Annotated in this window: 22 protein-coding genes; 8 read left to right on the top strand and 14 right to left on the bottom strand. The window is 39.5% G+C overall.

What is annotated here, in order from left to right:
- Positions 1 to 22 precede the first annotated feature (22 nt).
- The 3 genes from L1275_RS09435 to L1275_RS09425 all read right to left on the bottom strand — a co-directional run bounded on the left by L1275_RS09435 (position 23) and on the right by L1275_RS09425 (position 2,942).
- Positions 23 to 973, bottom strand: coding sequence for a GNAT family N-acetyltransferase (locus L1275_RS09435; protein WP_253472140.1), 951 nt, complete (start codon positions 971 to 973; stop codon positions 23 to 25).
- 219 nt (positions 974 to 1,192) lie between these two features.
- Positions 1,193 to 2,215, bottom strand: a complete 1,023-nt coding sequence (locus L1275_RS09430) for an NAD(P)-dependent alcohol dehydrogenase (protein WP_253472138.1) — start codon at positions 2,213 to 2,215, stop codon at positions 1,193 to 1,195.
- Between the two features lie 280 nt (positions 2,216 to 2,495).
- Positions 2,496 to 2,942, bottom strand: coding sequence for a GNAT family N-acetyltransferase (locus tag L1275_RS09425; protein ID WP_253472136.1), 447 nt, complete (start codon positions 2,940 to 2,942; stop codon positions 2,496 to 2,498).
- 88 nt (positions 2,943 to 3,030) lie between these two features.
- Between L1275_RS09425 and L1275_RS09420 the strand changes: the two genes are divergently transcribed.
- Positions 3,031 to 4,506, top strand: a complete 1,476-nt coding sequence (locus L1275_RS09420; protein ID WP_253472134.1) for a PLP-dependent aminotransferase family protein — start codon at positions 3,031 to 3,033, stop codon at positions 4,504 to 4,506.
- Positions 4,507 to 4,592: 86 nt separating this feature from the next.
- Here the strand turns inward: L1275_RS09420 and xpt are convergent, their stop codons facing one another.
- Complete coding sequence (xpt, locus tag L1275_RS09415; RefSeq protein ID WP_253472132.1) at positions 4,593 to 5,162, bottom strand: xanthine phosphoribosyltransferase; 570 nt, start codon at positions 5,160 to 5,162, stop codon at positions 4,593 to 4,595.
- 272 nt (positions 5,163 to 5,434) lie between these two features.
- Here xpt and L1275_RS09410 point away from each other — a divergent pair, with 272 nt between their 5' ends.
- The 6 genes from L1275_RS09410 (at position 5,435) to L1275_RS09385 (ending at position 11,191) form a co-directional block, all read left to right on the top strand.
- Positions 5,435 to 6,040 (top strand): superoxide dismutase, encoded by a 606-nt coding sequence (locus L1275_RS09410; RefSeq protein ID WP_256499855.1) that lies wholly within the window; start codon positions 5,435 to 5,437, stop codon positions 6,038 to 6,040.
- Entirely contained in the window at positions 6,037 to 6,429 is a 393-nt protein-coding gene (locus L1275_RS09405; RefSeq protein WP_253472130.1) for a tetratricopeptide repeat protein, read from the top strand. The genes L1275_RS09410 and L1275_RS09405 overlap by 4 nt, the downstream gene beginning before the upstream one ends.
- 352 nt (positions 6,430 to 6,781) lie before the next feature.
- The gene (locus L1275_RS09400) at positions 6,782 to 7,813 is read left to right on the top strand and encodes an OmpA family protein (protein ID WP_253472128.1); all 1,032 of its coding nucleotides are present in this window, start codon (positions 6,782 to 6,784) and stop codon (positions 7,811 to 7,813) included.
- A 473-nt stretch (positions 7,814 to 8,286) separates the two neighbouring features.
- Positions 8,287 to 9,276, top strand: a complete 990-nt coding sequence (gene lpxD / locus L1275_RS09395; protein ID WP_253472126.1) for a UDP-3-O-(3-hydroxymyristoyl)glucosamine N-acyltransferase — start codon at positions 8,287 to 8,289, stop codon at positions 9,274 to 9,276.
- A gap of 154 nt (positions 9,277 to 9,430) precedes the next feature.
- Complete coding sequence (locus L1275_RS09390) at positions 9,431 to 10,438, top strand: hypothetical protein (protein ID WP_253472124.1); 1,008 nt, start codon at positions 9,431 to 9,433, stop codon at positions 10,436 to 10,438.
- 534 nt (positions 10,439 to 10,972) lie between these two features.
- The gene (locus L1275_RS09385) at positions 10,973 to 11,191 is read left to right on the top strand and encodes a twin-arginine translocase TatA/TatE family subunit (RefSeq protein ID WP_253472121.1); all 219 of its coding nucleotides are present in this window, start codon (positions 10,973 to 10,975) and stop codon (positions 11,189 to 11,191) included.
- Positions 11,192 to 11,442: 251 nt separating this feature from the next.
- Here the strand turns inward: L1275_RS09385 and L1275_RS09380 are convergent, their stop codons facing one another.
- Positions 11,443 to 11,832, bottom strand: a complete 390-nt coding sequence (locus tag L1275_RS09380; protein ID WP_253472119.1) for a hypothetical protein — start codon at positions 11,830 to 11,832, stop codon at positions 11,443 to 11,445.
- 416 nt (positions 11,833 to 12,248) lie between these two features.
- Here L1275_RS09380 and L1275_RS09375 point away from each other — a divergent pair, with 416 nt between their 5' ends.
- Positions 12,249 to 12,797, top strand: coding sequence for a GNAT family N-acetyltransferase (locus L1275_RS09375; RefSeq protein ID WP_253472117.1), 549 nt, complete (start codon positions 12,249 to 12,251; stop codon positions 12,795 to 12,797).
- 47 nt (positions 12,798 to 12,844) lie between these two features.
- On the opposite strand, the gene pcaF is transcribed toward L1275_RS09375, so the two are convergent.
- The 9 genes from pcaF to L1275_RS09330 all read right to left on the bottom strand — a co-directional run bounded on the left by pcaF (position 12,845) and on the right by L1275_RS09330 (position 20,797).
- Positions 12,845 to 14,053: a 3-oxoadipyl-CoA thiolase gene (pcaF, locus tag L1275_RS09370; protein ID WP_253472115.1), complete on the bottom strand. Its 1,209-nt coding sequence runs from the start codon at positions 14,051 to 14,053 to the stop codon at positions 12,845 to 12,847.
- Between the two features lie 142 nt (positions 14,054 to 14,195).
- Positions 14,196 to 15,545 (bottom strand): 3-oxoacid CoA-transferase, encoded by a 1,350-nt coding sequence (locus L1275_RS09365; protein ID WP_253472113.1) that lies wholly within the window; start codon positions 15,543 to 15,545, stop codon positions 14,196 to 14,198.
- Positions 15,546 to 15,555: 10 nt separating this feature from the next.
- A complete protein-coding gene (gene pcaD, locus L1275_RS09360) occupies positions 15,556 to 16,335 on the bottom strand; it encodes a 3-oxoadipate enol-lactonase (RefSeq protein WP_253472111.1) in 780 nt (259 codons plus the stop codon).
- Positions 16,336 to 16,549: 214 nt separating this feature from the next.
- Complete coding sequence (locus L1275_RS09355) at positions 16,550 to 17,476, bottom strand: dioxygenase (protein ID WP_253472110.1); 927 nt, start codon at positions 17,474 to 17,476, stop codon at positions 16,550 to 16,552.
- Positions 17,477 to 17,509: 33 nt separating this feature from the next.
- A complete protein-coding gene (locus tag L1275_RS09350; protein WP_253472108.1) occupies positions 17,510 to 17,800 on the bottom strand; it encodes a muconolactone Delta-isomerase family protein in 291 nt (96 codons plus the stop codon).
- Between the two features lie 2 nt (positions 17,801 to 17,802).
- Positions 17,803 to 18,924 (bottom strand): muconate cycloisomerase family protein, encoded by a 1,122-nt coding sequence (locus L1275_RS09345; protein ID WP_253472106.1) that lies wholly within the window; start codon positions 18,922 to 18,924, stop codon positions 17,803 to 17,805.
- Between the two features lie 136 nt (positions 18,925 to 19,060).
- The gene (locus L1275_RS09340; RefSeq protein WP_253472104.1) at positions 19,061 to 19,942 is read right to left on the bottom strand and encodes an AraC family transcriptional regulator; all 882 of its coding nucleotides are present in this window, start codon (positions 19,940 to 19,942) and stop codon (positions 19,061 to 19,063) included.
- A 161-nt stretch (positions 19,943 to 20,103) separates the two neighbouring features.
- Complete coding sequence (locus tag L1275_RS09335) at positions 20,104 to 20,316, bottom strand: hypothetical protein (protein ID WP_253472102.1); 213 nt, start codon at positions 20,314 to 20,316, stop codon at positions 20,104 to 20,106.
- Positions 20,317 to 20,359: 43 nt separating this feature from the next.
- Positions 20,360 to 20,797 (bottom strand): hypothetical protein, encoded by a 438-nt coding sequence (locus tag L1275_RS09330; protein WP_253472100.1) that lies wholly within the window; start codon positions 20,795 to 20,797, stop codon positions 20,360 to 20,362.
- Between the last annotated feature and the right edge of the window lie 405 nt (positions 20,798 to 21,202).

Below are 21,202 nucleotides of genomic sequence, written 5' to 3'. Positions count from 1 at the left end.
AAACCTCCTTAACGGAGGTCGGTTATTTTATTTTTAGTTCCATTTGAATATTACAACGTTCATAGGGGCTAGGAAAACCCACAATTTTTATAAAACCGAGCTTTTGGTAGAGATTAATCGCCGCTTTAAGTATGGTATTACTTTCCAAATACAATGATGTAGCTCCCAACTTCTTAGCTTTGTCTACAATAGCTTCTCCTAATAATCCTCCAATATTTTTGCCTTGTACTTCTGGAGACACTGCCATTTTAGCCAATTCGAAATCATAAATTGAATCTTGCATTTTTATCAATGCGCAAACGCCAACGGGTTCATTCTTATAAAGTGCTACCAGTATATGACCTCCAGGTTTTAGTATATGTTCATCTACCTGATCGAGGGCTTTATAGTCGGAATCTTCCATCTTAAAAAAACTGGATATCCATTGTTCATTAAGTGTTTTAAAAATCGTCGCATACTCCGGCTTAAAATCGACAATTTGAATTTGCGAGCGTTCTCTTAACTTACGTTGTTGCTGTACGCGTTTTAATAAGGATTGTTGGTCTAAGATATACTCCCATTCCTCTATGGCCTTCCACAGATCGTTTTCAGTATTTTCTAAAATATCTGCTATAGCAGCATCCACATCGCGGTATTGATCTTGTATTTTCTCCAGTATTTCTAAACCTTTTTCAGAAAGCTGCACCCAATTTCGTCGTTTATCGTTAACGTCTTTTTCTTCAACCACCAAGCCGTGCTCCACCATTTCACCGACGATTTTACTAACTGAAGGGTGAGAATGACCAATTTCTGTAGCAATTGCCATAACATTATTTCTCGAACGGCTCAAAACTTGAAAAACCGGAAACCATTTCGGTTGTAGGTCTACGTCGTATAATTTATAAATTTCACCTGCATCAGCGGTTATTTTGTCCGTTAATAATCGTAAACGGCTCCCTATGGCCATTTTTCCAACTTGTTTATAAAAGTCCATAATCAATTACGTAATTAGTTACGCAAATATATAAAGTTTTTAAATACTCTGCAATTACGATATAAAAAATAACTGGTACGCAAAAGCACATAAGCCTAACTAATTATGGTGTTAAACACAAAAAAGCCCGATACAATTCAGGCTTTACTTAAAAGGGGAGATTACAATATTCAAATCTTACCAATTGCGTACTGCGCAATTGAACCGTTCATCTTTATATTACGGTATTAGTACGGCACGACCTTTTAGCTGTCCGTTTCTCATTTTATCATATACTTCCAACACTCGATCCATAGGAAATTTTTCAATTTCGATATGTATTTTACCTTGTCTAGCCAAGGCTACCACTTCTACTAATTCAGCTTGAGACCCCCAATACGGCATGGTTACTGAAGTGCCAAAAGGAATTTTTCCAGAAGCTACTGATAAGCTTCCGCCACCGAGTCCTACAATGGTAAGATCGCCATTTAACGATACCACTTGTGCTCCCAATTCCATAGTGGAAGGTGCCCCTACAAAGTCAAGTACTACTTTAGCTTTTTTAATACCGGTGATTTTCTTAATTTGCTCCGCTGCATCGGTATCTTTAGAGTTGATCACATAAGTCGCTCCTAACTGTTTTGCAAAATTCAATTTATCATCGGATATATCGCAGGCGATAACGGTTGCACCTGTTGTTTCTTTAAGGATTTGCAAGGCGGTATGTCCAAGTCCTCCTATTCCCATAACCACTACATATTCATCTGGTGTCAGTTTATTTAACGATCTCTTTATGGCCGAGTACGGCGTTAAAGCAGCATCGGTTAATGGTGCGGCCAATACCGGATCTAAATCATAAATCGGCACCAACAATCGAGAAGAAGGTACTAACATATATTCTGCCATACCGCCATCCAATCCCAATCCACCACCAAAGGCGCGTTCTGACTGGTGATCACAATAGTTCTCAAAAGATTGCTGACAGGGTTTACAGTGTCCGCAACCCCATGGTCCATAGACCAAAACCGCATCGCCTTTTTTATAACCGCTAACACTCTCGCCTACTTCTTCGATATAACCCGCATTTTCATGCCCCAAGGTAAATGGACCGGGAACCGTTCCGTGGTCAATTACATGCAGATCAGAATGGCAAACACCAGCACCGGCGATTTTAATCAACACTTGATCACCACTGGGTTTTGGTTTTACTAAATCATTTACTATTTTAACATCATTTACTCCAAGATAACGTACTGCTTTCATATTACATAGACTTTTAAATTTATTATATTAAATTACGAAAAAAAAAGCACATTGCTTATATTTATATGTTATAATTAAGTTATATATTTATTTTCAATACCTTATTTCGGTTTTAAAAAACAGTAGGACTACAACCACAAAGCGTCCATCGGTTTTCTAAATACTCCAATAATCCTCTGCCTATTCAATGCCTATATCTCGATCCTAATGCCGTCCCACTAAAATTGGAACAGCCCAGTTTTCTATAGAAAATGGGCTGTTGGTTTACGGGTTTAAGAGACTATAACCAGAAATTATAATAATTGTGAGCGGCATCGTATTCAAAGCCACAACGCGGGTACAATTGATTACCGATATCGTTGGTTTTTTCGGTTTCTAACAATAAACCGCAAGCATTGGTTTCAACACACCATTGTTTGCTGCGATCGATCAGAGCTACTGATAGTCCATTACCTCTAAAGTCAGGATGTACAAACAAATCACTTAGAAGCCATTGTTTTTGTAGTTTCCCGTAATGAAACAGTTTATACAATTGAACAAAACCCACTGCTTTTTCATCGACCATCACTAAGAAAATATCGGATTCGCTATTGAGGAAACGCTCTTTTAGGAACGCTTTTCCACGTTGTAAATCATCGGGTTGACGGTAAAAGATACGGTATAAATTGTACAATTCTGCCGTTTGATCCAGGTCTTCTAAACTCGCTTTTTTAATTTGATACTTCATGTTGTATTTATTTTTTGATTATGTAGCAAAATTAAAGGCTCTATGGACTACATTTGTCGTCCAGTTTAAACTTTAGCAGTAGTCCACTATGTTTCCATTTGACCGTCTGATTGCAATCGATAAAAACAGCAAAAAACCGATTTACCTGCAAATTGCTTTTATTTTAAGTGAGGCTATTCGCAACGGTGTATTACAAGCAGGAACACCGATTCCCAGCAGTCGGGATTTGGCCAAACAGTTGAATTTGCACCGCAAAACCATAGTTGCAGCTTATGAGGAGTTGAGTGCGCAGGAATGGATTACGGTGGTTCCGAGAAAAAAGACCGTTGTATCGTCTAACATCCCGATACTCCAGCCGAAAAAATGGAATTCCGAGCAAACTTTGCGTCCTTATGAAAATCCAATGCAAGCTCCTTTTAAAAAGCAGCAGGTTATTGGGCTACAAAAAGACAACAGGCTTGCAGAAATCATCATTGATGACGGTAGACCAGACATACGGATCTCGCCTATAGATCTTTTGCTAAAAACGTATAGGTCGTTGATTCAACGCCGATATGCTACGCAGAATTTGGAGCAAAATATGGCACAGGGAAGTCTTGCTTTACGCACGGAGCTCGTTACTTATTTAGCGGAAAGTCGCGGATTAAACAGTACTATAGACAATTTACTAATCACCTCGGGTGCACAGATGAGTATCTATCTGAGCAGTCAACTGCTGTTGGAACGCGGGGATTTCATTATAGTAGGCACTCCCAATTATCCGATGGCCAATCAAGTATTTCAGCAAAGCGGCGGACGATTGATCGAGGTGGATGTGGATCAGTATGGCCTGGATGTGGATCAAGTCGAAAAACACTGCCAGAACCAGCCGGTAAAAGCTGTTTATGTAATTCCACACCATCATTATCCCACTACGGTAACGCTCAGTGTGGAAAGACGTATGAAATTGTTGAGTTTGTCTAAAAAGTATCATTTTGTCATCATAGAAGATGATTATGATTACGACTACCATTATTCCTCTTCCCCCTATCTTCCCTTAGCCACAGCTCAGCATCGTGGAAACATCATTTATATCGGATCGTTTTCCAAGGTTCTGGATCCGTCGTTACGCATCGGGTTTATGGTAGCTTCCAAGAATTTTATAGATCAGGCCGTTATTTTTAGAAAGATGATCGATATCGGTGGTGATGGTTATATGCAAGATGCTTTAGCGGGCTTGATTCGCGAAGGGGAGCTGAAGCGGCATTTAAAGAAATCCAAACGGATCTATCAACTCCGCAAAGATCATCTCGATCAATTGCTTCGCGAGCAATTATCGCCTTATATCAGCTATCGCATTCCGTCAGGAGGTATGGCTATTTGGGTTGGTGTCGATCCTCAATACCCGCTTTTTCAATTGAGGCAGTTGGCCTTAACTTTGGGTTTACAGATCAACGACATCAACGAAACGCACAATGCTTTTCGTTTTGGATTTGCCTCGCTACACGAAAAAGATCTCAGTAGCGCCATAGCCATTTTGAGCAAGTGTTTTAATCAATTAAGCAAAACGATTGAAACTATTTAAAGCACAGGTTGCCCCTATCTTTAATACATAAAAAAAGAGTTGTACAGCTGATACAACTCTTTCTTCAATTATATTCCAGCTAATTGTTAGGGTTCAAATACAATTTTATTGTCTCCCAACTCCTTAATTCTCGCTAAAGACTCCACCGGTATATTTAGTTCTTGTAAACGACTGTGCCCCAATTGAAACGATTTTTCAATAATAAAGCCCATCCCCAACAAGGTTGCACCGGCCTTTTGTACCAATTCATATACTCCGATAGAAGCATTACCGTTGGCTAAAAAGTCATCTATAAAAACCACCTGATCATTGGGACCAAGAAAATCACGGCTGACACAAATATCATAGGTTTTGTCTTTGGTATACGAGTAAACCGACGAGGTTACCATATTATCCATCGTTTTAGGGACCGCTTTTTTTACGAAAACCACGGGTAATTCCAATAGATACCCTAACATGATAGCCGGAGCAATACCACTGGCTTCAATCGTAACAATTTTATTAATCGGTAAATGTCCAAAACGACGTACAAATTCAACGCCTATCGATTTCATCAATATCGGATCCATCTGATGGTTGATAAAACTATCTACCTTTAATATGCCCCCTTCAAAGCTTTTGCCATCTTTAAGTATACGGTCTTTTAATAGTTTCATGGTAAAAAAATTTGCACAAAGATAAACGTTGTCGCTGACAACCACCATATCAAAGTTTTATTTTCCACCCCGCCACTGGCAATCAAATACTCCAAGCTTGATCGCTGCGATAATGGTCTATTACAACAAAAAATAATTATTTATTTTTTTAGACCAGTCTAATTTTATATTTTTGCTAAACTAATAACGACTGCTGATCTAATTTTTCAATTGGATTCGTTTGCAAGCTTTTAATACCTATAACTAACATCAACAAAATTAAATTCTCAAAAATGACTATTGACTTACAATTACCGGAATTACCCTTTAGGCGCGATGCTTTTGAGCCTATGATTAGTGCTGAAACCTTTGATTACCACTACGGCAAGCACCACGCTACTTATGTACAGAATCTGGCAGAGCTGATCAAAGACACTTCACTGGCGACGGCTTCACTGGAACAGATCATTCAACATGCCGATCAGCAAAAAAACACTGCATTGTTTAACAATAGTGCCCAACATTGGAACCACAGCTTTTTCTGGCAGTGTTTATCACCTGTGGGAGGATCAGAGCCAAAGGGTTTGATCGCTGAATTTATTATTAGGGATTTTGGCAGTTTTGCCCTGTTTAAAGAGCAATTTTCCAGCACTGCCATAAAATTATTTGGTGCGGGATGGGTTTGGTTGGTTCAAGATGAATTCGGTCGACTTGAAATACTGGCTTTAAAAGATGCTCAAACCCCGTTAACACACCGAAAAAAAGCAATATTGACCTTAGATGTTTGGGAGCATGCCTATTATATTGATCACCGCAATGCCCGACCGAAATTTGTTGAAAGCTATTGGCAGATCGTCAATTGGGACTTTGCAAACCACAATTTAATAACGTCATTATGAGCGATACTTGTATAAGTCAAATAGAATCACATTGGAAAATTAAAACAACCATATCCAATAACCTCTTCCATAAGTGCACCTATCAGGAAGCCTTATTGTCTTATGAAGAGGCACTTTATCGTGCAGAGGTATTAAACCATCATTATCAAGATTGTTTGCGCAACGGGATTCCGTTTATTCAAATATATATTACCTCTTGTACGAATATAGCACATACACAGTCTGCCTTACACGCGCAAGATAAGGCCGAAGAAATGCTAAAAAGAGTCCTCTACTATTTGTTGCATCTAAGCAAAATCAAGGACCTAGATCCTATGGAGATTAAACGAGAGTTAAAAAGAGCCGTAGTTTATTACTATGATTTTGTACGTCAAGTCGCACAGTCGTGAACTCACCGATTGAAAGCAATGAGTTATCCGCACGATTTAGGTCGGAAAATATTCGAAACTCACCTCGTTTGCAGCATATAATAACTCGATAGATCCTTAAAGATCAAAAAACTCGCTGTGAAAAAACATTTCATAGCGCGTTTTTTTTTTCATAAAATGCATTATAATGTCCATTTAAGCCTCAATTTGCAATTTATTTTCCCAAACAGTCACAAAACAACTGTTATATACATGAATTAAGAACATATAGTTATAAAAAAATCTTATTTTTAACAAAAGTTGTTTTATAAATTATTATATTTGACCCGATTTTAAAATAGAAAATACTAATTAGTGCTATCCTTTTTATTATATGAAAACTACATACTTACTATTCATCCTTTGTTTGGTATTTTTTGCCTGCAATTCCAATAAAAAAGAAAGCGAGGCTGCATTGACGGATTCCGTTGCTGTGCACCCGAGCACGCAAGCAGAAATTACGGAAGTTTCGAGCCCGGTTGCTAACGATATGGTATTGGACTGGTCTGATATTCCTGCCTTAGAAGACATTGGGAATTTTCCTTTTATAAAAGCTCCCAAGGGATTAGCGATTGAAAAAGAGGAAAATGGATTGACACAGGTTTTTGAATACGAACAAATGGTCAATTATTTCGGTGAAGGACAATATTATCCCTCGGAAGGTAAGTTGGGTATGCTGTTTTTTGAATTCAATAGTGGACCGTACAACAATCGTTACTTTGATAAGAACATTTATACGTATCTCGATGAGATTGGAGCAAAGAAACTATTCGCTGGTGAAATAGTTCGTAACGACCTCACTAAAGAGCGACTAAAAGACAATCAATATGATGGTAAATACCGCTTTTCCAGTATCAGCGATTCTTATCCATTTAGTGTTTATGCCTTTAAGAATAAGGGTAAGAAGTATTTAGTGACCGTGCAATCCAACACATCTTTAGGGACGATTTACATTATGGAGTTAAAAGATTTCGTGCCGACGATTGAGAAATACACCGCTGAGCACATGCAGGCAGAAATCGATAAAACAGGTAAAGCCGTGTTGCAAATCAACTTTGATACGAATAAAGCTACCTTAAAACAAGATGGACGTGAAGTAGCCGATCAAATCATACAACTTTTAAAAGCAGATGGCACCTTAAAGCTTTCTATTGAAGGCCACACCGATAACACCGGTGATCCACAAAAAAACATACAATTATCCAAAGAACGAGCTCAAGCTGTATTGAGTTATCTCGTCGAACATGGAATAACTTCTTCCCGATTAAAGTCAAATGGATTTGGAGCGACTAAAGCGCTTTTTTCCAACGATACGGAAGAACATAAAGCTCAAAACCGTCGTGTCGAATTGGTTAAAATCAATTGATTCGCAATTTTTTTATTCATTCATTCAACATTTAAAAGGTTGTCATCGAAAGCGAGGCAACCTTTTTTTAGTTATATCACCCGTCTATATCAGCATCAATAGTCGCCTTTTTACAGCAACATATACTATAACTTGCAGTGGCAACTGTCAAAATAAAAAAGGGTAGCTTTGGTGGTTAAGTGAAGCTGATTACAATTTTACTCAAACTTTAACATATTAGCTAAAAGCCTGATTTTATTGAGCTTATCGTCAACATATACTGTTCCAGCGCTCACTCCCCCCATACTTTAACATCCCTGCAACAATTTTAATTTTAATACTTCGTTCTTACAGTAACCAAAGAAAAACAGCAAATATTTTATTCTATTTTTACGATAATAATAAGATCACCATTTTATAACTACACAAAATTAGGAGATATAATGTTTAATTTGTTTATTTGGCAACTGAAAAACAAATCAACAAAAGAATAAATGAAATCATATTCCATTGAAGAAATCAATGATGTTCTAAAAGGCACTATCGTTGGCAACACCCTGCAAATGATCAAAGCTCCAGAGCAATTGGAACGCGCCTGTGATACTGAAATTTCGTTCATCGGAAACAAGAAGTACGAGCGTCTTTGGATCACTTCCAAAGCTTGTGTAGCCGTTGTTAATGAAGATATTTCTATTGTACCTGGAGATAATCGTGCTTTTATTAAGGTAAAAAATGCCGATTTAGCCATGTCACAGGTATTAGAATTATTTGCCCCATCTAGTCCTGAATTTCACACCGAAATCCACCCTAATGCTGTGGTTGATCCCTTGGCGATTATAGGCGAAGGTTCTCGTATTGGAGCGGGTTGTTATATTGGACCTAAAGTTGTTTTGGGAAAACATGTAACTATCTACCCTAATGTTACGATATTGGATGATTGCACTATAGGTGACCGCACTGTTATATGGAGTGGAACTACCGTTAGAGAACGTTGTCATATAGGGAAGGATTGTATTATTCATCCCAACGCGACTATTGGAGCAGATGGATTTGGATTTCGTCCATGTCCGGAACGCGGATTGGTCAAAATACCTCAAATTGGAAATGTGATCATTGGAAATAGCGTAGAAATTGGAGCGAATTCTTGTGTGGATCGCGGTAAATTTAGTGCTACTATCATCGGTGATGGTTGTAAAATTGACAATCTTGTACAAATTGGACACAATAGTGTTTTGGGTCGTTTTTGTATCATGGCAGGAAATAGCGGTCTAGCTGGTTCTGTAACCTTGGGTAATCAGGTTATGATTGGCGGTAGCGCCTCTATCAAAGACCACGTGACCATTGGAGATGGTGCCGTGATCGGTGCCGGATCAGGAGTAACGGGTGATGTGGCAGCTGGAAAAACCATGTTGGGATATCCTGCTGTTGAAGCGAGAAATGCACTGAAACAATGGGCCAAATTAAAGCAAATGGTCTCCAACTAAAGTTTATTACTGTACTTATTTATAATCCTAAATCCTGCAACTTATACGTGCAGGATTTTTTTATTAATTTTGTATAAGAAAATTAATAATTTTCACAAACCAATAAAGATTTTCAAGCTAAACCCGACCAATTAATATAACCAAATAACCCTATATGAAAAGAATCTGTTTACTCGTATTAGTCACTTTCTCCTGCGCTTCACCCCTATTTTCCCAAGAAAACATTCGTTTTAAAATTCCAAAAAACAGTGATGCTGTTATGGATTTGGTATATGCTTTTTCCCATGACTTAAAACACGACGGAATTACCGACGGATATATGGATGATCAGATTCAAGGCACCTATATCTCCTTAATTAATCCGCGTCAAGGCGATCGCTCTTTGGATCAATATGCGGTTTCAAAAAACATAAAATCCAAAGAATATTTGGTTCAAGCCACTTGGAATATAGAGGCACTTCGCCTAGATGATGGTTATTCCCAAATCACCGTCAAATTAGAAAGCGCTTTAAACAACGATAATAAAGAAAGAACTGCTGCTCAAATTAAGTCGACAGGGCAATTCGAAAAAGAGCTTGAAGAATTTTTAAATAGTGATGCGACCATTATCAAAGACATTTATGATGTCCAAGATAGCACTGCAACTGCTGATTTTTCCGATTCTTTTATTACAGATTATATGATGGAAGAACCACCCGTTAAAAAAACTTCTGCTAATCTGAGCAAACTGATCAAAAATGGCAAAACCATTCCGTTTCCATTAAACGCTGATTATTTTACCAAAAAACTTAAACAAACACCTACAATTCACGAATTGGAAACCGCTGTAGGCGAAAAATACTACAGTTGGAATCTCGATGAAAGCATTGGCCTACTCTATGTAAAAATGAAAACCGGTTTGGAATACTACAGTTTTTATACGCTTGACGATTCCGTAATCACCGGTTTACCGTTTAATCTGGAGATGAATTACAGTTCGTTAGAATGGTGTTTACAGGAATTTAAAGGTTATTTACCACAATGGGTACAAGTAGTTGGTGAAAACGACGATACTTTTCTACAAATCGAATTTAGTACAAAGGATCAATTTATTCACCTCGAATTTTTTAGTGAGACCAAAAACTTAAAGACCGTATTGATTGCCAATAAGCCTTTAAACTAAAGGTTTTGAAGTACTTCGCCATCCTTTATATCGTATCCCCGTTGCCACATTCTATCCCCTATTTGATAGGACTGTTGTGCTGCAAACCAGTATATGGGTCTGCCTGTTTTTGAATAGTTCCATATTCCACCCCTCTATTTATAATCTCTTAGCCGGTGCGGTACCTTTGATGTTTTATCAGCCCGTTGGTTGGCTACCTCTTTTTACCTAAACTTATTGAAGCCCCGACATCATTTAACGTGATTCGGGGCCTATTAAGCCAATTTTTCGCAGTTAAGCCGTTGTATTTTAGCCTTTCTTTTAAAAAAAAATGAAATAAACATTTGTTTTTATTTGCCGCAAATACCGTCAGTATCTACAGTAAAAAACTTCAAACTCTGACAAATAATTAAGGTTTTAATTTATTTTTAATTTAACAACCCGAAACCGTTTGAAATACGATAACCTCAGTAGAGTTAAATTAATCTTAAGAAAACTTGATAAAATCATGTAAAAATTTACATTTGTTACTTTATAATATTAATTACTTCTACAATGTATTCATCCTTAGTATTTCTTGGAGCAATAGCTCCTTCTGAACTTATCTTAGTTGTTGCATTTGTATTGTTGTTATTCGGAGGAAAAAAAATTCCAGAATTGATGAAAGGTTTAGGAACCGGAATCAAGGAGTTTAAAAACGCCACTAAGGATACGGACAATCCAACTGCAAAAGCTGCGGCACAAGCTCAGGAAGAACAGCCCAAAGCAGAGTAGTCATACTCTTTTCTATATCAAAACGCGCTAAGAAATTAGCGCTTTCTTTTTTTATTCGTGAGTCGTGATTCGAAATTCGAAATTCGCACTCATAATCTCGAACAAAGAATTTCGAGAATCAAAAAAACCCTCGCAAAAAATTTACGAGGGTTCTAAATAAACCTATTTTATATTTGTATTTCCCTTACTAATATCACAACTATTAGGTTGTGATGACGCTCTAAAAGAGCCTAAAATAGGTTGTATTTTACTTATCTATTTGCGTTGGCTGTCCAAACTTTACCGTCTTTGGCATACGCAATAACCAATTTGCTGTTGTCAATCGAAATGTAGTGCGTATCGCTAGATCCGATATTAATCACCGAATTATCCCCTTTCTTTTCAAATTCCACTCCTGTAATATCAGGAATATTATCGGAAAATACAAAATTATAATTGTTACCGACTTTAACTACTCGAACGGTTCCATCCTTTTTATCGATATTTTCGCCATCTGTAATATAAGTTACATGGCCTTTATAGGTTCCTACGAATAAGTCATTATCCGCTGGGTCGTCATCCTTACTACATGCAGACAACACAAAAACAGTAAGTACTACAGCTCCTAATAATTTAAAAATAGATTTGATTGAGTTTTTCATGATATGTATTTTTTAAGGTTACTGTAAATATATATGCAATCGCCGTGCCAATAAAAACACATTACATAATTATATAGGTAAATAACTATAAAATACAAGATATATTAACAACAAAAATTAAATATAATTAAATTTTAGCTGTAAATAACCTCACATTGTGGAAACAATACTCACTCTACAACCCCCTATTTTACCGTACCACTTGCAGTACATTGCAGTACTATTTCAAGAGCTGATTGTCTATTAAAACTCAATACCCTTATAATCAACTTTATACATTTTTATTGTAATTAGATTTATCATTTTTCGTCTAAGCTTGCTATATTTGAAAAATCACATGAGCTCAATTGCGAGATCTCAACACGAATTGTTGTATGGGTCAAACCCGTAGAAAAATAAAAAAAACATACAAAAAAATGAAATTCACCCCCAAAACACTCCTACTTAAAAACGGTAAAGAGGTTATCATCCGCAGTGCGGAGCTATCCGATGCCGCTAGATTGTTAAACACCGTAAGAGAGTACATCAACGACAGCGAGTATATACCAAAATTAAATGAGGAATTCACCCTCAGCCTTGAGGAGGAGGAACAATGGATAAAGTCATTTATCGATCATAAAAACTCCTTGTTGCTAATTGCTGAATATGAGGGGCAGATTTTAGGTAACATCAATATCAGCAGTCACCAACGCATCATCATGCAACATACAGCCGTTATTGGAATGGGAATCTTAAACGCCTGGAGAAACAGCGGCTTGGGAACTCATTTGATGCAACAAGCCATAGAATGGGCAGAAGAAAATCCCGTATTGGAATTATTGTGGTTGCAGGTTTATAACGAAAACAGATTGGGACTCGGTCTTTATAAGAAAATGGGATTCCAAGAAAATGGAGTCATCAAAAACTTTTTTAAACACGAGAATCGGTATTACGACAATTTAACGATGAGTTTATCGCTAAAATAGTTGTGACGAGGCATTAAGACCTTTATTATTTAATGCCTCATGACTCTTTACGCACGTTCTAATATTATAGCGTAACCTTGACCTACTCCTACGCACATGGTTGCGAGGGCATATCGTTTGCCCGTTTTTTGCAATTGCAATGCTGCGGTGTAGGTAATTCGCGCACCAGACATGCCCAGTGGATGTCCCAAAGCAATAGCACCACCATTGGGGTTGATCCGCGGATCGTTGTCTGCTAATCCCAAGGCTCTTGAACAAGCCAATACCTGGGCTGCAAAGGCTTCATTAAATTCGATAATATCGATCTGATCTAAGGTTAAACCCGCTTTTTTTAAGGCTTTTTGAGTAGCAGATACCGGTCCGATTCCCATGATTCGAGGTTCAACACCGGTTACTGCGGAGGCTACGATCCGCGCCATCGGTTTTAATCCGTATTGTTTAACCGCGTCTGCCGATGCAACAAAAACCGCAGCAGCACCATCATTAAGCCCCGAAGCATTACCAGCCGTAACAGTTCCGTTTTCTTTAAAAGCGGCTTTTAATTTTGCCAAACCTTCAATAGTCGTTGTAGGCCGTATAAATTCATCTTTCGTAAAAAGGATATCATCGCCTTTTTTCTGGGGGATACGAACGTTCATAACCTCTTCAGCCAATCGACCGTTTTCCCATGCCGCAGTCGCTTTTTGCTGAGACAAGAGTGCAAATTGATCTTGATCTGCCCGAGAAATGCCGTATTGATCTACCAAATTCTCCGCAGTCAGTCCCATGACATCGGTACCGTACATCGCTGTCATTTTTGGATTGACAAAACGCCAGCCAAAGGAGGAATCTTCCAGTTTGGAGTCTATACCAAAGGCTTTGGATGCTTTAGAAATGACCAAAGGTCCTCTCGTCATGTGCTCTACTCCACCAGCGATAAATACATCACCATCGCCTGCTTTTATAGCCCGAGCAGCATGTACCACTGCAGACATGCCCGAAGAACACAATCGATTGATGGTTTCTCCGGGAACCGTCACCGGTAAGCCCGCTAATAATGCCGCCATACGGGCAACATTTCTGTTGTCTTCACCCGCTTGGTTGTGGCATCCCAAAATCACATCGTCAATTACCTCCACAGGTATGTCGGGATTCCTTTTGATCAATTCAGCGATGGGCAACGCCGCTAAGTCATCTGCTCTTATCGCAGAAAGCGTTCCTCCGAAACTCCCCATCGGTGTGCGAATACCATCAATTATATAGGCTTCTTTATTCATTTTACAGGATTTATATATTTAAAGATACGTTTTTAGACCGTATATATACCGTCTCAAAAAGTAACAAATGATAAAAATAAAATAGTTTTAAACTTCACTCCATACCACTCTTTTAAAATGTTGTGAAAAGCATTTTTAGCAATTAGTTTGTCAATCGTTCAACAAATTTAGCCGTGGTTTGCTTGCGCACTTCTTCCAAACTCGCTCCGGGCATCAATTCAATCAAAGTCAATTGTTGATCGATAAATTCAAATACGGCTTTATCCGTAATGATCATATCGACCGCTTTGAGGGCAGTGAGTGGTAAGTCACATTTGGGAACGATCTTGGCATCGCCGTTTTTTTCCGTATGCATCATGGTTATGATTAGGCGTTTGGCTCCAGAAGCCAAGTCCATCGCACCTCCGACACCCAATAAGGGTTGTCCCGGAACCGCCCAGTTGGCCAAATTGGCATTTTCATCGACTTGCAATCCTCCCATAACCGCGCTATCTACGTGTTTTCCGCGAATCATCGCAAAGGAGTCCGTCGAGTCAAAATAGGATGCCCCTGCCAAGGCCGTAACCGGTATTTTTCCAGCATTAACCGGATAATCCAAGGCTCCTCCTCCATCTGCAGGAGTGGGTCCCACTCCCAACATACCGTTTTCCGTATGCAGTATAATTCCATCGCGATCTGTGATTAAATCGGCTACCAAAGTCGGTATTCCAATGCCTAAATTCACTACATCTCCTTTTTTTAGTTCTTTTAAAGCTCTTCTTGCCATATTCATACGGCTCTCTGATACTTTCTTACTCGACGATACCGAGGCGGAGCTGCCCAAGTCCTCTGCCGTTAAATGCGCTTGAACCAAGTAGTCGATATAGGATGCTGGTGTATGTATGTTTTCGGGTAAGATAGCCCCTACTGCAACGATTTCTTCTACCTCAGCAATCACCAAATCCGCAGCTGTCGCCATGGCTCGGTTAAAGTTTTGCTCGGTCATTCGGTATTGCAAATTACCGGCAGTATCTGCTCTCCAAGCGCGTATAAACGCGACATTTCCGCGAATACCCGGAATAAAAACCTGTTCGACACCGTTTAAAAACTTCGTTTCCCGACCCACTGCCAAAGCAGTTCCAGCCGAAGTAGGTGTATAAAATCCGCCGATACCCGCACCACCCGCGCGGATGGCTTCGGCTAAAGTGCCCTGAGGCAATAATTCGTAGTCAACCGTGCCGTCCTGAGCCGCTTTAACCGCTTCTGGGTTTGAGGTAAAGAAGGAACCGATGATCTTTTTTAATTGCCCGTTTCTCAATAAACGACCACCTCCCATGCCCGCTTCTCCAACGTTATTACCGATAAAAGTGATGTTTTTGGTTTTGGTTTCAGCTAAAGCATGCATCAGGTGCACCGGATTTCCCGTCATGCCAAAGCCCCCTTGTAAGAGTATATCGCCATCCTTCACCATAGCCGCTGCTTGCGATAGGGTTATTTGTGGTGTTGTCTTCATTGGTTTGTTTTTAGTTTTGTGTGAACTGTATGATGTGATCCGCAAAGGCCTGCGGATGTTCCATATTCGATAAATGTGCCGCTTCTAAACGCACTACTTGCGCCTTAGGTATTTGCTCTTGCATCCATAATCCATCCGCTACCGTAGTCACCTCATCAAGTGTTCCGACGATGATCAGCATCGGTACCGTTATTTGTTGAATTTTTTCTCTAAAATCAGCTTCAGCCACCGCAAGGCAACTGGCCGTATAGCCTTGTAAAGAGGTGTTTTTAAATTGGTTTAAGATCGCTTGTACTTTATCAGGATGCTGGGTTCGGTATGCCAAACTAAACCAACGTGTTGCTGTCGGTTCGAGTATGCTATCCAATCCGTGCTCAGTGACTTGTTGGATCCGACTGTTCCAACCCTCTAAATTTCCAATTTTGGCAGCCGTGTTGCTGATTATAATTTTGACAAAACGATTGGGATGATGAATCGCCAACGATTGTCCAATCAAACCGCCAATCGAAAGTCCACAGAAATAAACCTGCTCCAATTTTAATTCGTTTAAGAGTTCGACGACATCATTTGCCAGATCGTCTATATTTACACTCCGTTGATCAATAGTACTTTCACCATGACCGCGACTGTCGTAACGCAATATATTAAAGTGACGACTTAAAAAGTCGATGTTGTCGTCCCACATCGCGTAAGTAGTTCCCAACGAATTGGATAGTACCAAGTTTTTTTGATGTCCGAAATTCTGATATTTATAATTGCAGGTAAAATGAGTCAATTTTATTTTTTGCATGGTTTATATTTTAAAGTCCTTATAAATATACGTTTTCAAGTATTTAAGTTGCGTAATTGTCGTAGGTTTTGTTTGCCGTTCACAGCCGATTTTGAGTTAGGGAGAACTTTAATAGTCAAAAAAAACAGGGAGCACTTATTTGCTCATTGAATACTCCCTGCCCCAAAGCTCCTGCTCATACTATTGATCCGTTGTTCATCCAGTCACTTCGGTATTATGCTACAGTCGCTCTTATTCGGTGGTTTTCACCTGCTGCAGCTCCAGTTGTTTCTCTGACCATATAGAAGTTGAAATCAATTTTGGCGAAGGCTTCCTCTTTTCCATAGTTTACCGCCTCTTGTGCCGAAACTCTGTCTATATGTGGCACTAGTTCTGAACGGGTTGCAAAGGCAAAGTCTTCATTGATCAACGGATCGTTTTCGATATTGATCTGTGTGGTTAGTTTTCTATATCCAGGTGCTGTGATGAAAAAGTGTATGTGCGCCGGACGCGATCCATGACGTCCCAAAGATTTCATCAATAAATCGGTCGGTCCGTTAGGAGGACAGGAATATCCCACAGGTACAAAGGATTTAAATTCGTATTTCCCATCCTGCCCAACGTTGATAGCCCGACGTAGGTTAAACTCGGGTTGAGACGAATCAAAGTGCGAATAAAGTCCCTTTAGGTTGCAATGCCACACTTCTACTTTAGCACCAGGAATGGGATTTCCCTCCGGATCGTATACCACACCACTCATGTAAAGTCTTTCTGAATTGGGTTCTACTTCAGTTTCTAATTCGGCATAGGAATTGGACTCTGGCGAGCCCGCAACGTATAATGGTCCTTCAATCGTACGCGGCGTTCTGTTTTCAATACCCGCTTGCAGGTCTTCCCAATCCATTTGAACGTCAATGAATTTTTCAATACCTAAACCCGCATATACCAAACCCATTTCATTGTTTTTTCCCGCTTGGGTTAACCAGTCGCAAGCCCTCCACATTTCTTCTGATGTGATGTCTAGGTCTGCCATCGCATTGAATAAATCTTCTAGTAGTCGGTTGACAATCGTCTTGGTTCTTTCGTTTCCCGTACCTACTTTTTCCTGTGATTTTATCAACTCCAAGGTTTGGTCAATAAATTTTTGATCTAATCTTTTCATAATATTCTTGTTTTTGGTTATTAATAGCGCTTCCTATATCATCGCATCCCTTAAAGCATTGGGATGTTTGCAGATACTGGTTACTTTGATGTTCATATACGGAAATAAGGGAAGTGAACTGACAATACTGTGCAATTCATCAGGGCCCGAGACATCCAGCACACTGATGTTGGAATATTTGCCCGCTACCCGCCATAAATACACCCATTTTCCCGATTTTTGATGTTGTTGTGAGCAAGCTTTTTCACGGGCCAAATAGTCCGCTATTTTTTCTTCATTCCAACTTTCAGGGATGTTCACATCCATTTCTACTACGTATATCATAATTAGTTTCTTTTGTATTTTTCGATTTTGTTCATATCCAGCTCGACACCCAAACCGGGGCCCTCAGGAATTTGTAAAGCATAGTTGTCATAAACGATGGTTTTTTTGACAATATCATCGGTCAACAGCAACGGACCGAATAACTCTGTACCCCACTGTAAATCGGGTATGGTGGCACATAAATGCGCTGTTGCCAACGATCCTATGCTTCCCTCCAACATGGTTCCGCCATATAAAGCGATTCCAGCTCCCTGTGCTATAGCTGCTTGCTGCTGCATGGCACGCAGTCCCCCAGCCTTCGCGTTTTTTAAGGCAATGACGCTGACCGCGTGAATCTTGGCCAGTTTAAAAACATCTTGTACCGTTGCCGCAGCTTCATCCGCCATAATCGGCACTTCAAAATAGGAGGTCAATCTGGCTAAACCATCAAAATTCGATTTCACTATGGGCTGCTCAATCAAGTCTACCCCCGCAGCTTGCAATTTCTTGATGGCCCGCTTGGCTACGGCTTCCGTCCAAGCTTGGTTGACATCAACCGTTACTCTAATATCTCGTCCCAATGCAGCCTTTATGGCCGCTACGTGGGCAACATCAGTGTCGGGATCTTTACTGCCAATTTTAAGTTTAAAGGTGTGGTGCCTCTTTTGTGCTATCAGCTTTAAGGCCTCATCGATATCGGTTTGCGTATCACCACTAGCCAAAGTCCATAAAACCGGCAGCGCAGTCGTAATCGCTCCACCAAACAGCGATGAAATCGGTACGTTTAATCGTTTGCCTTGAGCGTCTAATAAAGCAGTTTCTATACCCGATTTGGCAAAGTTATTGCCCGAGATGTTTTTGTCCAATAAACTCATGATGCTGTTGATAGATCGGGGATCTTGTCCGATTAACAACGGAGCGAAGTAGGTATCGATCGCCAACTTGATTCCCTCGGGAAATTCATCCGCATAAGAGATACCGCCTATAGTGGTGGACTCCCCTATGCCCTCAATACCGTCTGAACAAAACAAACGGATAATGACCATCGACTGTTTTCTCATTACAGCCATAGAGAGATGATGGGGTCTTATCGTCGGTAAATCAACGATCATGGTTTCGATATGGAGTATGGTTAGTTGCGACATAAACGATTCAAAATAAGGGTTAAACGCGCTATAAGCACTTAACAAACTTACTCGGAATCTGTATTTTAAGAGTAGGACTATTCCTTTTTTACTAAGACAAATCTGCTTAATTCGTTAAATTGTCTCTTTGCCGCTATTAAAGGCCTATTTTTTTACGGAATTCATTAGGCGTTAGTCCGATTTTTCGTTTAAAAACCCTAGAGAAATAACTGGGATCGTCAAAGCCCAAGTCATAGGAAACCTCTGCGATGGTTTTTTCACCGTCGGCAAAAAGCAATTGGGCCTGGGTGATGTAATAGTCCATAATCAGCTCTCTGGGTGCTTTAAAAGCAACCGAGTTACAAATCCGACTGAGGTGCCCACTGGTGATTTTTAAATCGGCAGCGTATTCTTCTATGGTTTTTTTGTAATTTAAGCTTTGTCGAATCAGTTGGGTAAAGCGTCTGTAGTAGATGATGGAGGCGTTATTGGCAATGAATATCCGCTGTTGCAATTCAGCAGGTAATCTTCTTAGATGTACAATCAATTGACCAACCAAATGTTCTAACATCAACAAGCGCCCGATGTTCGTTGATCGATATTCGTCAATGCAATCAAGCATGTTGTTAAATACGACTTCGGAGTATTCACCAGCTACGATTTTAGTCACTTGAAAGGTTTCAAGCGCCTGAACTACTTCCGCTTCGCGTTTGACCATGTGCTCCAAGACGTTGTCCGATAAACTGATAATCCAGCCTTTGAGTTCACTTAAATGTTCAAATCCATGATCGGTGTTTTTGGGAATGGTGATAAAGGCAGGACCCTTAATGTGGTAGACATCTTGGTTGTACAATAAATTGGTGTTTCCCTCGATGATGACAAAAACCTGAAACTGATTGTTGTGTGCATGCGGTTTGACGTTGTTGTTGTTTTCTTTACCAATCACGCCAAACGGATATACATAAATCAAGCCTTTCGCAAATTCAATGCGATCATGACCGTATAGTCCATCGAAGAAAAGTCTGTTTGTCAACGCCATAGCTCCCTTAGTATATCCTAATTTACCCTTTTTTTTGAATTAGTCCAATCAAAAAAGTGGAAATATTTATTTTTATTTAGAAAGCTCAGCGCAATTAAGCACGCTAAAGACAATCAAAACGTGGTTTCGATTTGCTAGAAAGGTATAGATCCGAAAATCACCTATACAATTTCCTCACATTGGTATCCCAATGTGTGAAGCTGGCTGACTATGTCCTGAGGCGGTACACCCAAAGCATCCACACGCAAAATATTGTCGCAGTCCTCCAAATCAAAGTTCACCGCCGCCATAGACGGAAAGTTGAGCAGCAACATTTGAAGAATGTCGTTGACCTGGTTAGAATTGGAAACGTTGGTTTTAAAAATCTTGATCATAAAGCAAGTATTACGTTTTTTATAGGATGATTTGTAAACTGATTTACACTAATTTCTCAATCGAGGAACGATGAAAGTCAAACAGGAAAATCTGATCAAAGAGATTTTTAAAATCCGATAATTCCGTCGGTTTAATATTCGTTTTGGTCTCATTATAGTCATCCTTGACAAAAATCAACCACAATTCATGTAAGTTCTTCTCCATCTTAGTCGATGACAACAAGTCCGAAGCTAAATTCTTGTGAAAAGTCTGGTTTAAAAAGGAATCCAATTCATAAAATACAATTCCCGATAATTTGTCTTTAATACTAATGATGTTTACCGAAGAACTCAGACAGTCAACCATCTCAATCTTCTCGGCATTGTAACCGTTTATAAATTCATTAACGTCTATAATCTGTATCAGCTTGTCGTTTTTCTGTTTTGCATTGAGCTTAGAAAATGCCGCAGTATGTATCCAATTGTTAAACTCTAGTATCACTTTGTCGTTATTTAGTCATACAAATGACTGCATTATATAGGCGAGAATGTAAAGTATTATACCAAAGGGGCTATTTATTATACTAAATACGTTTGTTTGTAGGCGGATGGGCGAATACGCAGATACGCAGATACGCGGATAGGCAAATGCGCAAATACGCGGATAAGTTGAAGGCTGTTCCATTTTTACGAGTAAGGGCGAATGGGCGGATGTGCGAATGGACATATAGGCTTTAGATGCAGATACGCAGATACGCAGATACGCAGATACGCAGATACGCAGATACGCAGATACGCAGATACGCAGATACGCAGATACGCAGATACGCAGATACGCAGATACGCAGATACGCAGATACGCAGATACGCAGATACGCAGATACGCAGATACGCAGATACGCAGATA

The sequence above is a fragment of the Flavobacterium sp. HSC-61S13 genome, assembly GCF_024171535.1.
Lineage (GTDB): Bacteria > Bacteroidota > Bacteroidia > Flavobacteriales > Flavobacteriaceae > Flavobacterium.
The sequence above is the reverse complement of the archived record's forward strand: the minus strand, read 5'-3'. Positions and strand labels throughout refer to the sequence as shown.

Excerpts from the sequence above, each read along its gene's own strand:
- L1275_RS09410 (WP_256499855.1), top strand. The coding sequence starts at position 5,435 with ATGACTATTGACTTACAATTACCGGAATTACCCTTTAGGCGCGATGCT.
- L1275_RS09350 (WP_253472108.1), bottom strand. The coding sequence starts at position 17,800 with ATGATATACGTAGTAGAAATGGATGTGAACATCCCTGAAAGTTGGAAT.
- xpt (WP_253472132.1), bottom strand. The coding sequence starts at position 5,162 with ATGAAACTATTAAAAGACCGTATACTTAAAGATGGCAAAAGCTTTGAA.
- L1275_RS09425 (WP_253472136.1), bottom strand. The coding sequence starts at position 2,942 with ATGAAGTATCAAATTAAAAAAGCGAGTTTAGAAGACCTGGATCAAACG.
- L1275_RS09430 (WP_253472138.1), bottom strand. The coding sequence starts at position 2,215 with ATGAAAGCAGTACGTTATCTTGGAGTAAATGATGTTAAAATAGTAAAT.
- L1275_RS09435 (WP_253472140.1), bottom strand. The coding sequence starts at position 973 with ATGGACTTTTATAAACAAGTTGGAAAAATGGCCATAGGGAGCCGTTTA.
- L1275_RS09335 (WP_253472102.1), bottom strand. The coding sequence starts at position 20,316 with ATGATCAAGATTTTTAAAACCAACGTTTCCAATTCTAACCAGGTCAAC.
- L1275_RS09345 (WP_253472106.1), bottom strand. The coding sequence starts at position 18,924 with ATGTCGCAACTAACCATACTCCATATCGAAACCATGATCGTTGATTTA.
- L1275_RS09375 (WP_253472117.1), top strand. The coding sequence starts at position 12,249 with ATGAAATTCACCCCCAAAACACTCCTACTTAAAAACGGTAAAGAGGTT.
- L1275_RS09355 (WP_253472110.1), bottom strand. The coding sequence starts at position 17,476 with ATGAAAAGATTAGATCAAAAATTTATTGACCAAACCTTGGAGTTGATA.
- L1275_RS09380 (WP_253472119.1), bottom strand. The coding sequence starts at position 11,832 with ATGAAAAACTCAATCAAATCTATTTTTAAATTATTAGGAGCTGTAGTA.
- L1275_RS09390 (WP_253472124.1), top strand. The coding sequence starts at position 9,431 with ATGAAAAGAATCTGTTTACTCGTATTAGTCACTTTCTCCTGCGCTTCA.
- lpxD (WP_253472126.1), top strand. The coding sequence starts at position 8,287 with ATGAAATCATATTCCATTGAAGAAATCAATGATGTTCTAAAAGGCACT.
- L1275_RS09340 (WP_253472104.1), bottom strand. The coding sequence starts at position 19,942 with ATGGCGTTGACAAACAGACTTTTCTTCGATGGACTATACGGTCATGAT.
- L1275_RS09400 (WP_253472128.1), top strand. The coding sequence starts at position 6,782 with ATGAAAACTACATACTTACTATTCATCCTTTGTTTGGTATTTTTTGCC.
- pcaD (WP_253472111.1), bottom strand. The coding sequence starts at position 16,335 with ATGCAAAAAATAAAATTGACTCATTTTACCTGCAATTATAAATATCAG.
- pcaF (WP_253472115.1), bottom strand. The coding sequence starts at position 14,053 with ATGAATAAAGAAGCCTATATAATTGATGGTATTCGCACACCGATGGGG.
- L1275_RS09405 (WP_253472130.1), top strand. The coding sequence starts at position 6,037 with ATGAGCGATACTTGTATAAGTCAAATAGAATCACATTGGAAAATTAAA.
- L1275_RS09365 (WP_253472113.1), bottom strand. The coding sequence starts at position 15,545 with ATGAAGACAACACCACAAATAACCCTATCGCAAGCAGCGGCTATGGTG.
- L1275_RS09420 (WP_253472134.1), top strand. The coding sequence starts at position 3,031 with ATGTTTCCATTTGACCGTCTGATTGCAATCGATAAAAACAGCAAAAAA.
- L1275_RS09385 (WP_253472121.1), top strand. The coding sequence starts at position 10,973 with ATGTATTCATCCTTAGTATTTCTTGGAGCAATAGCTCCTTCTGAACTT.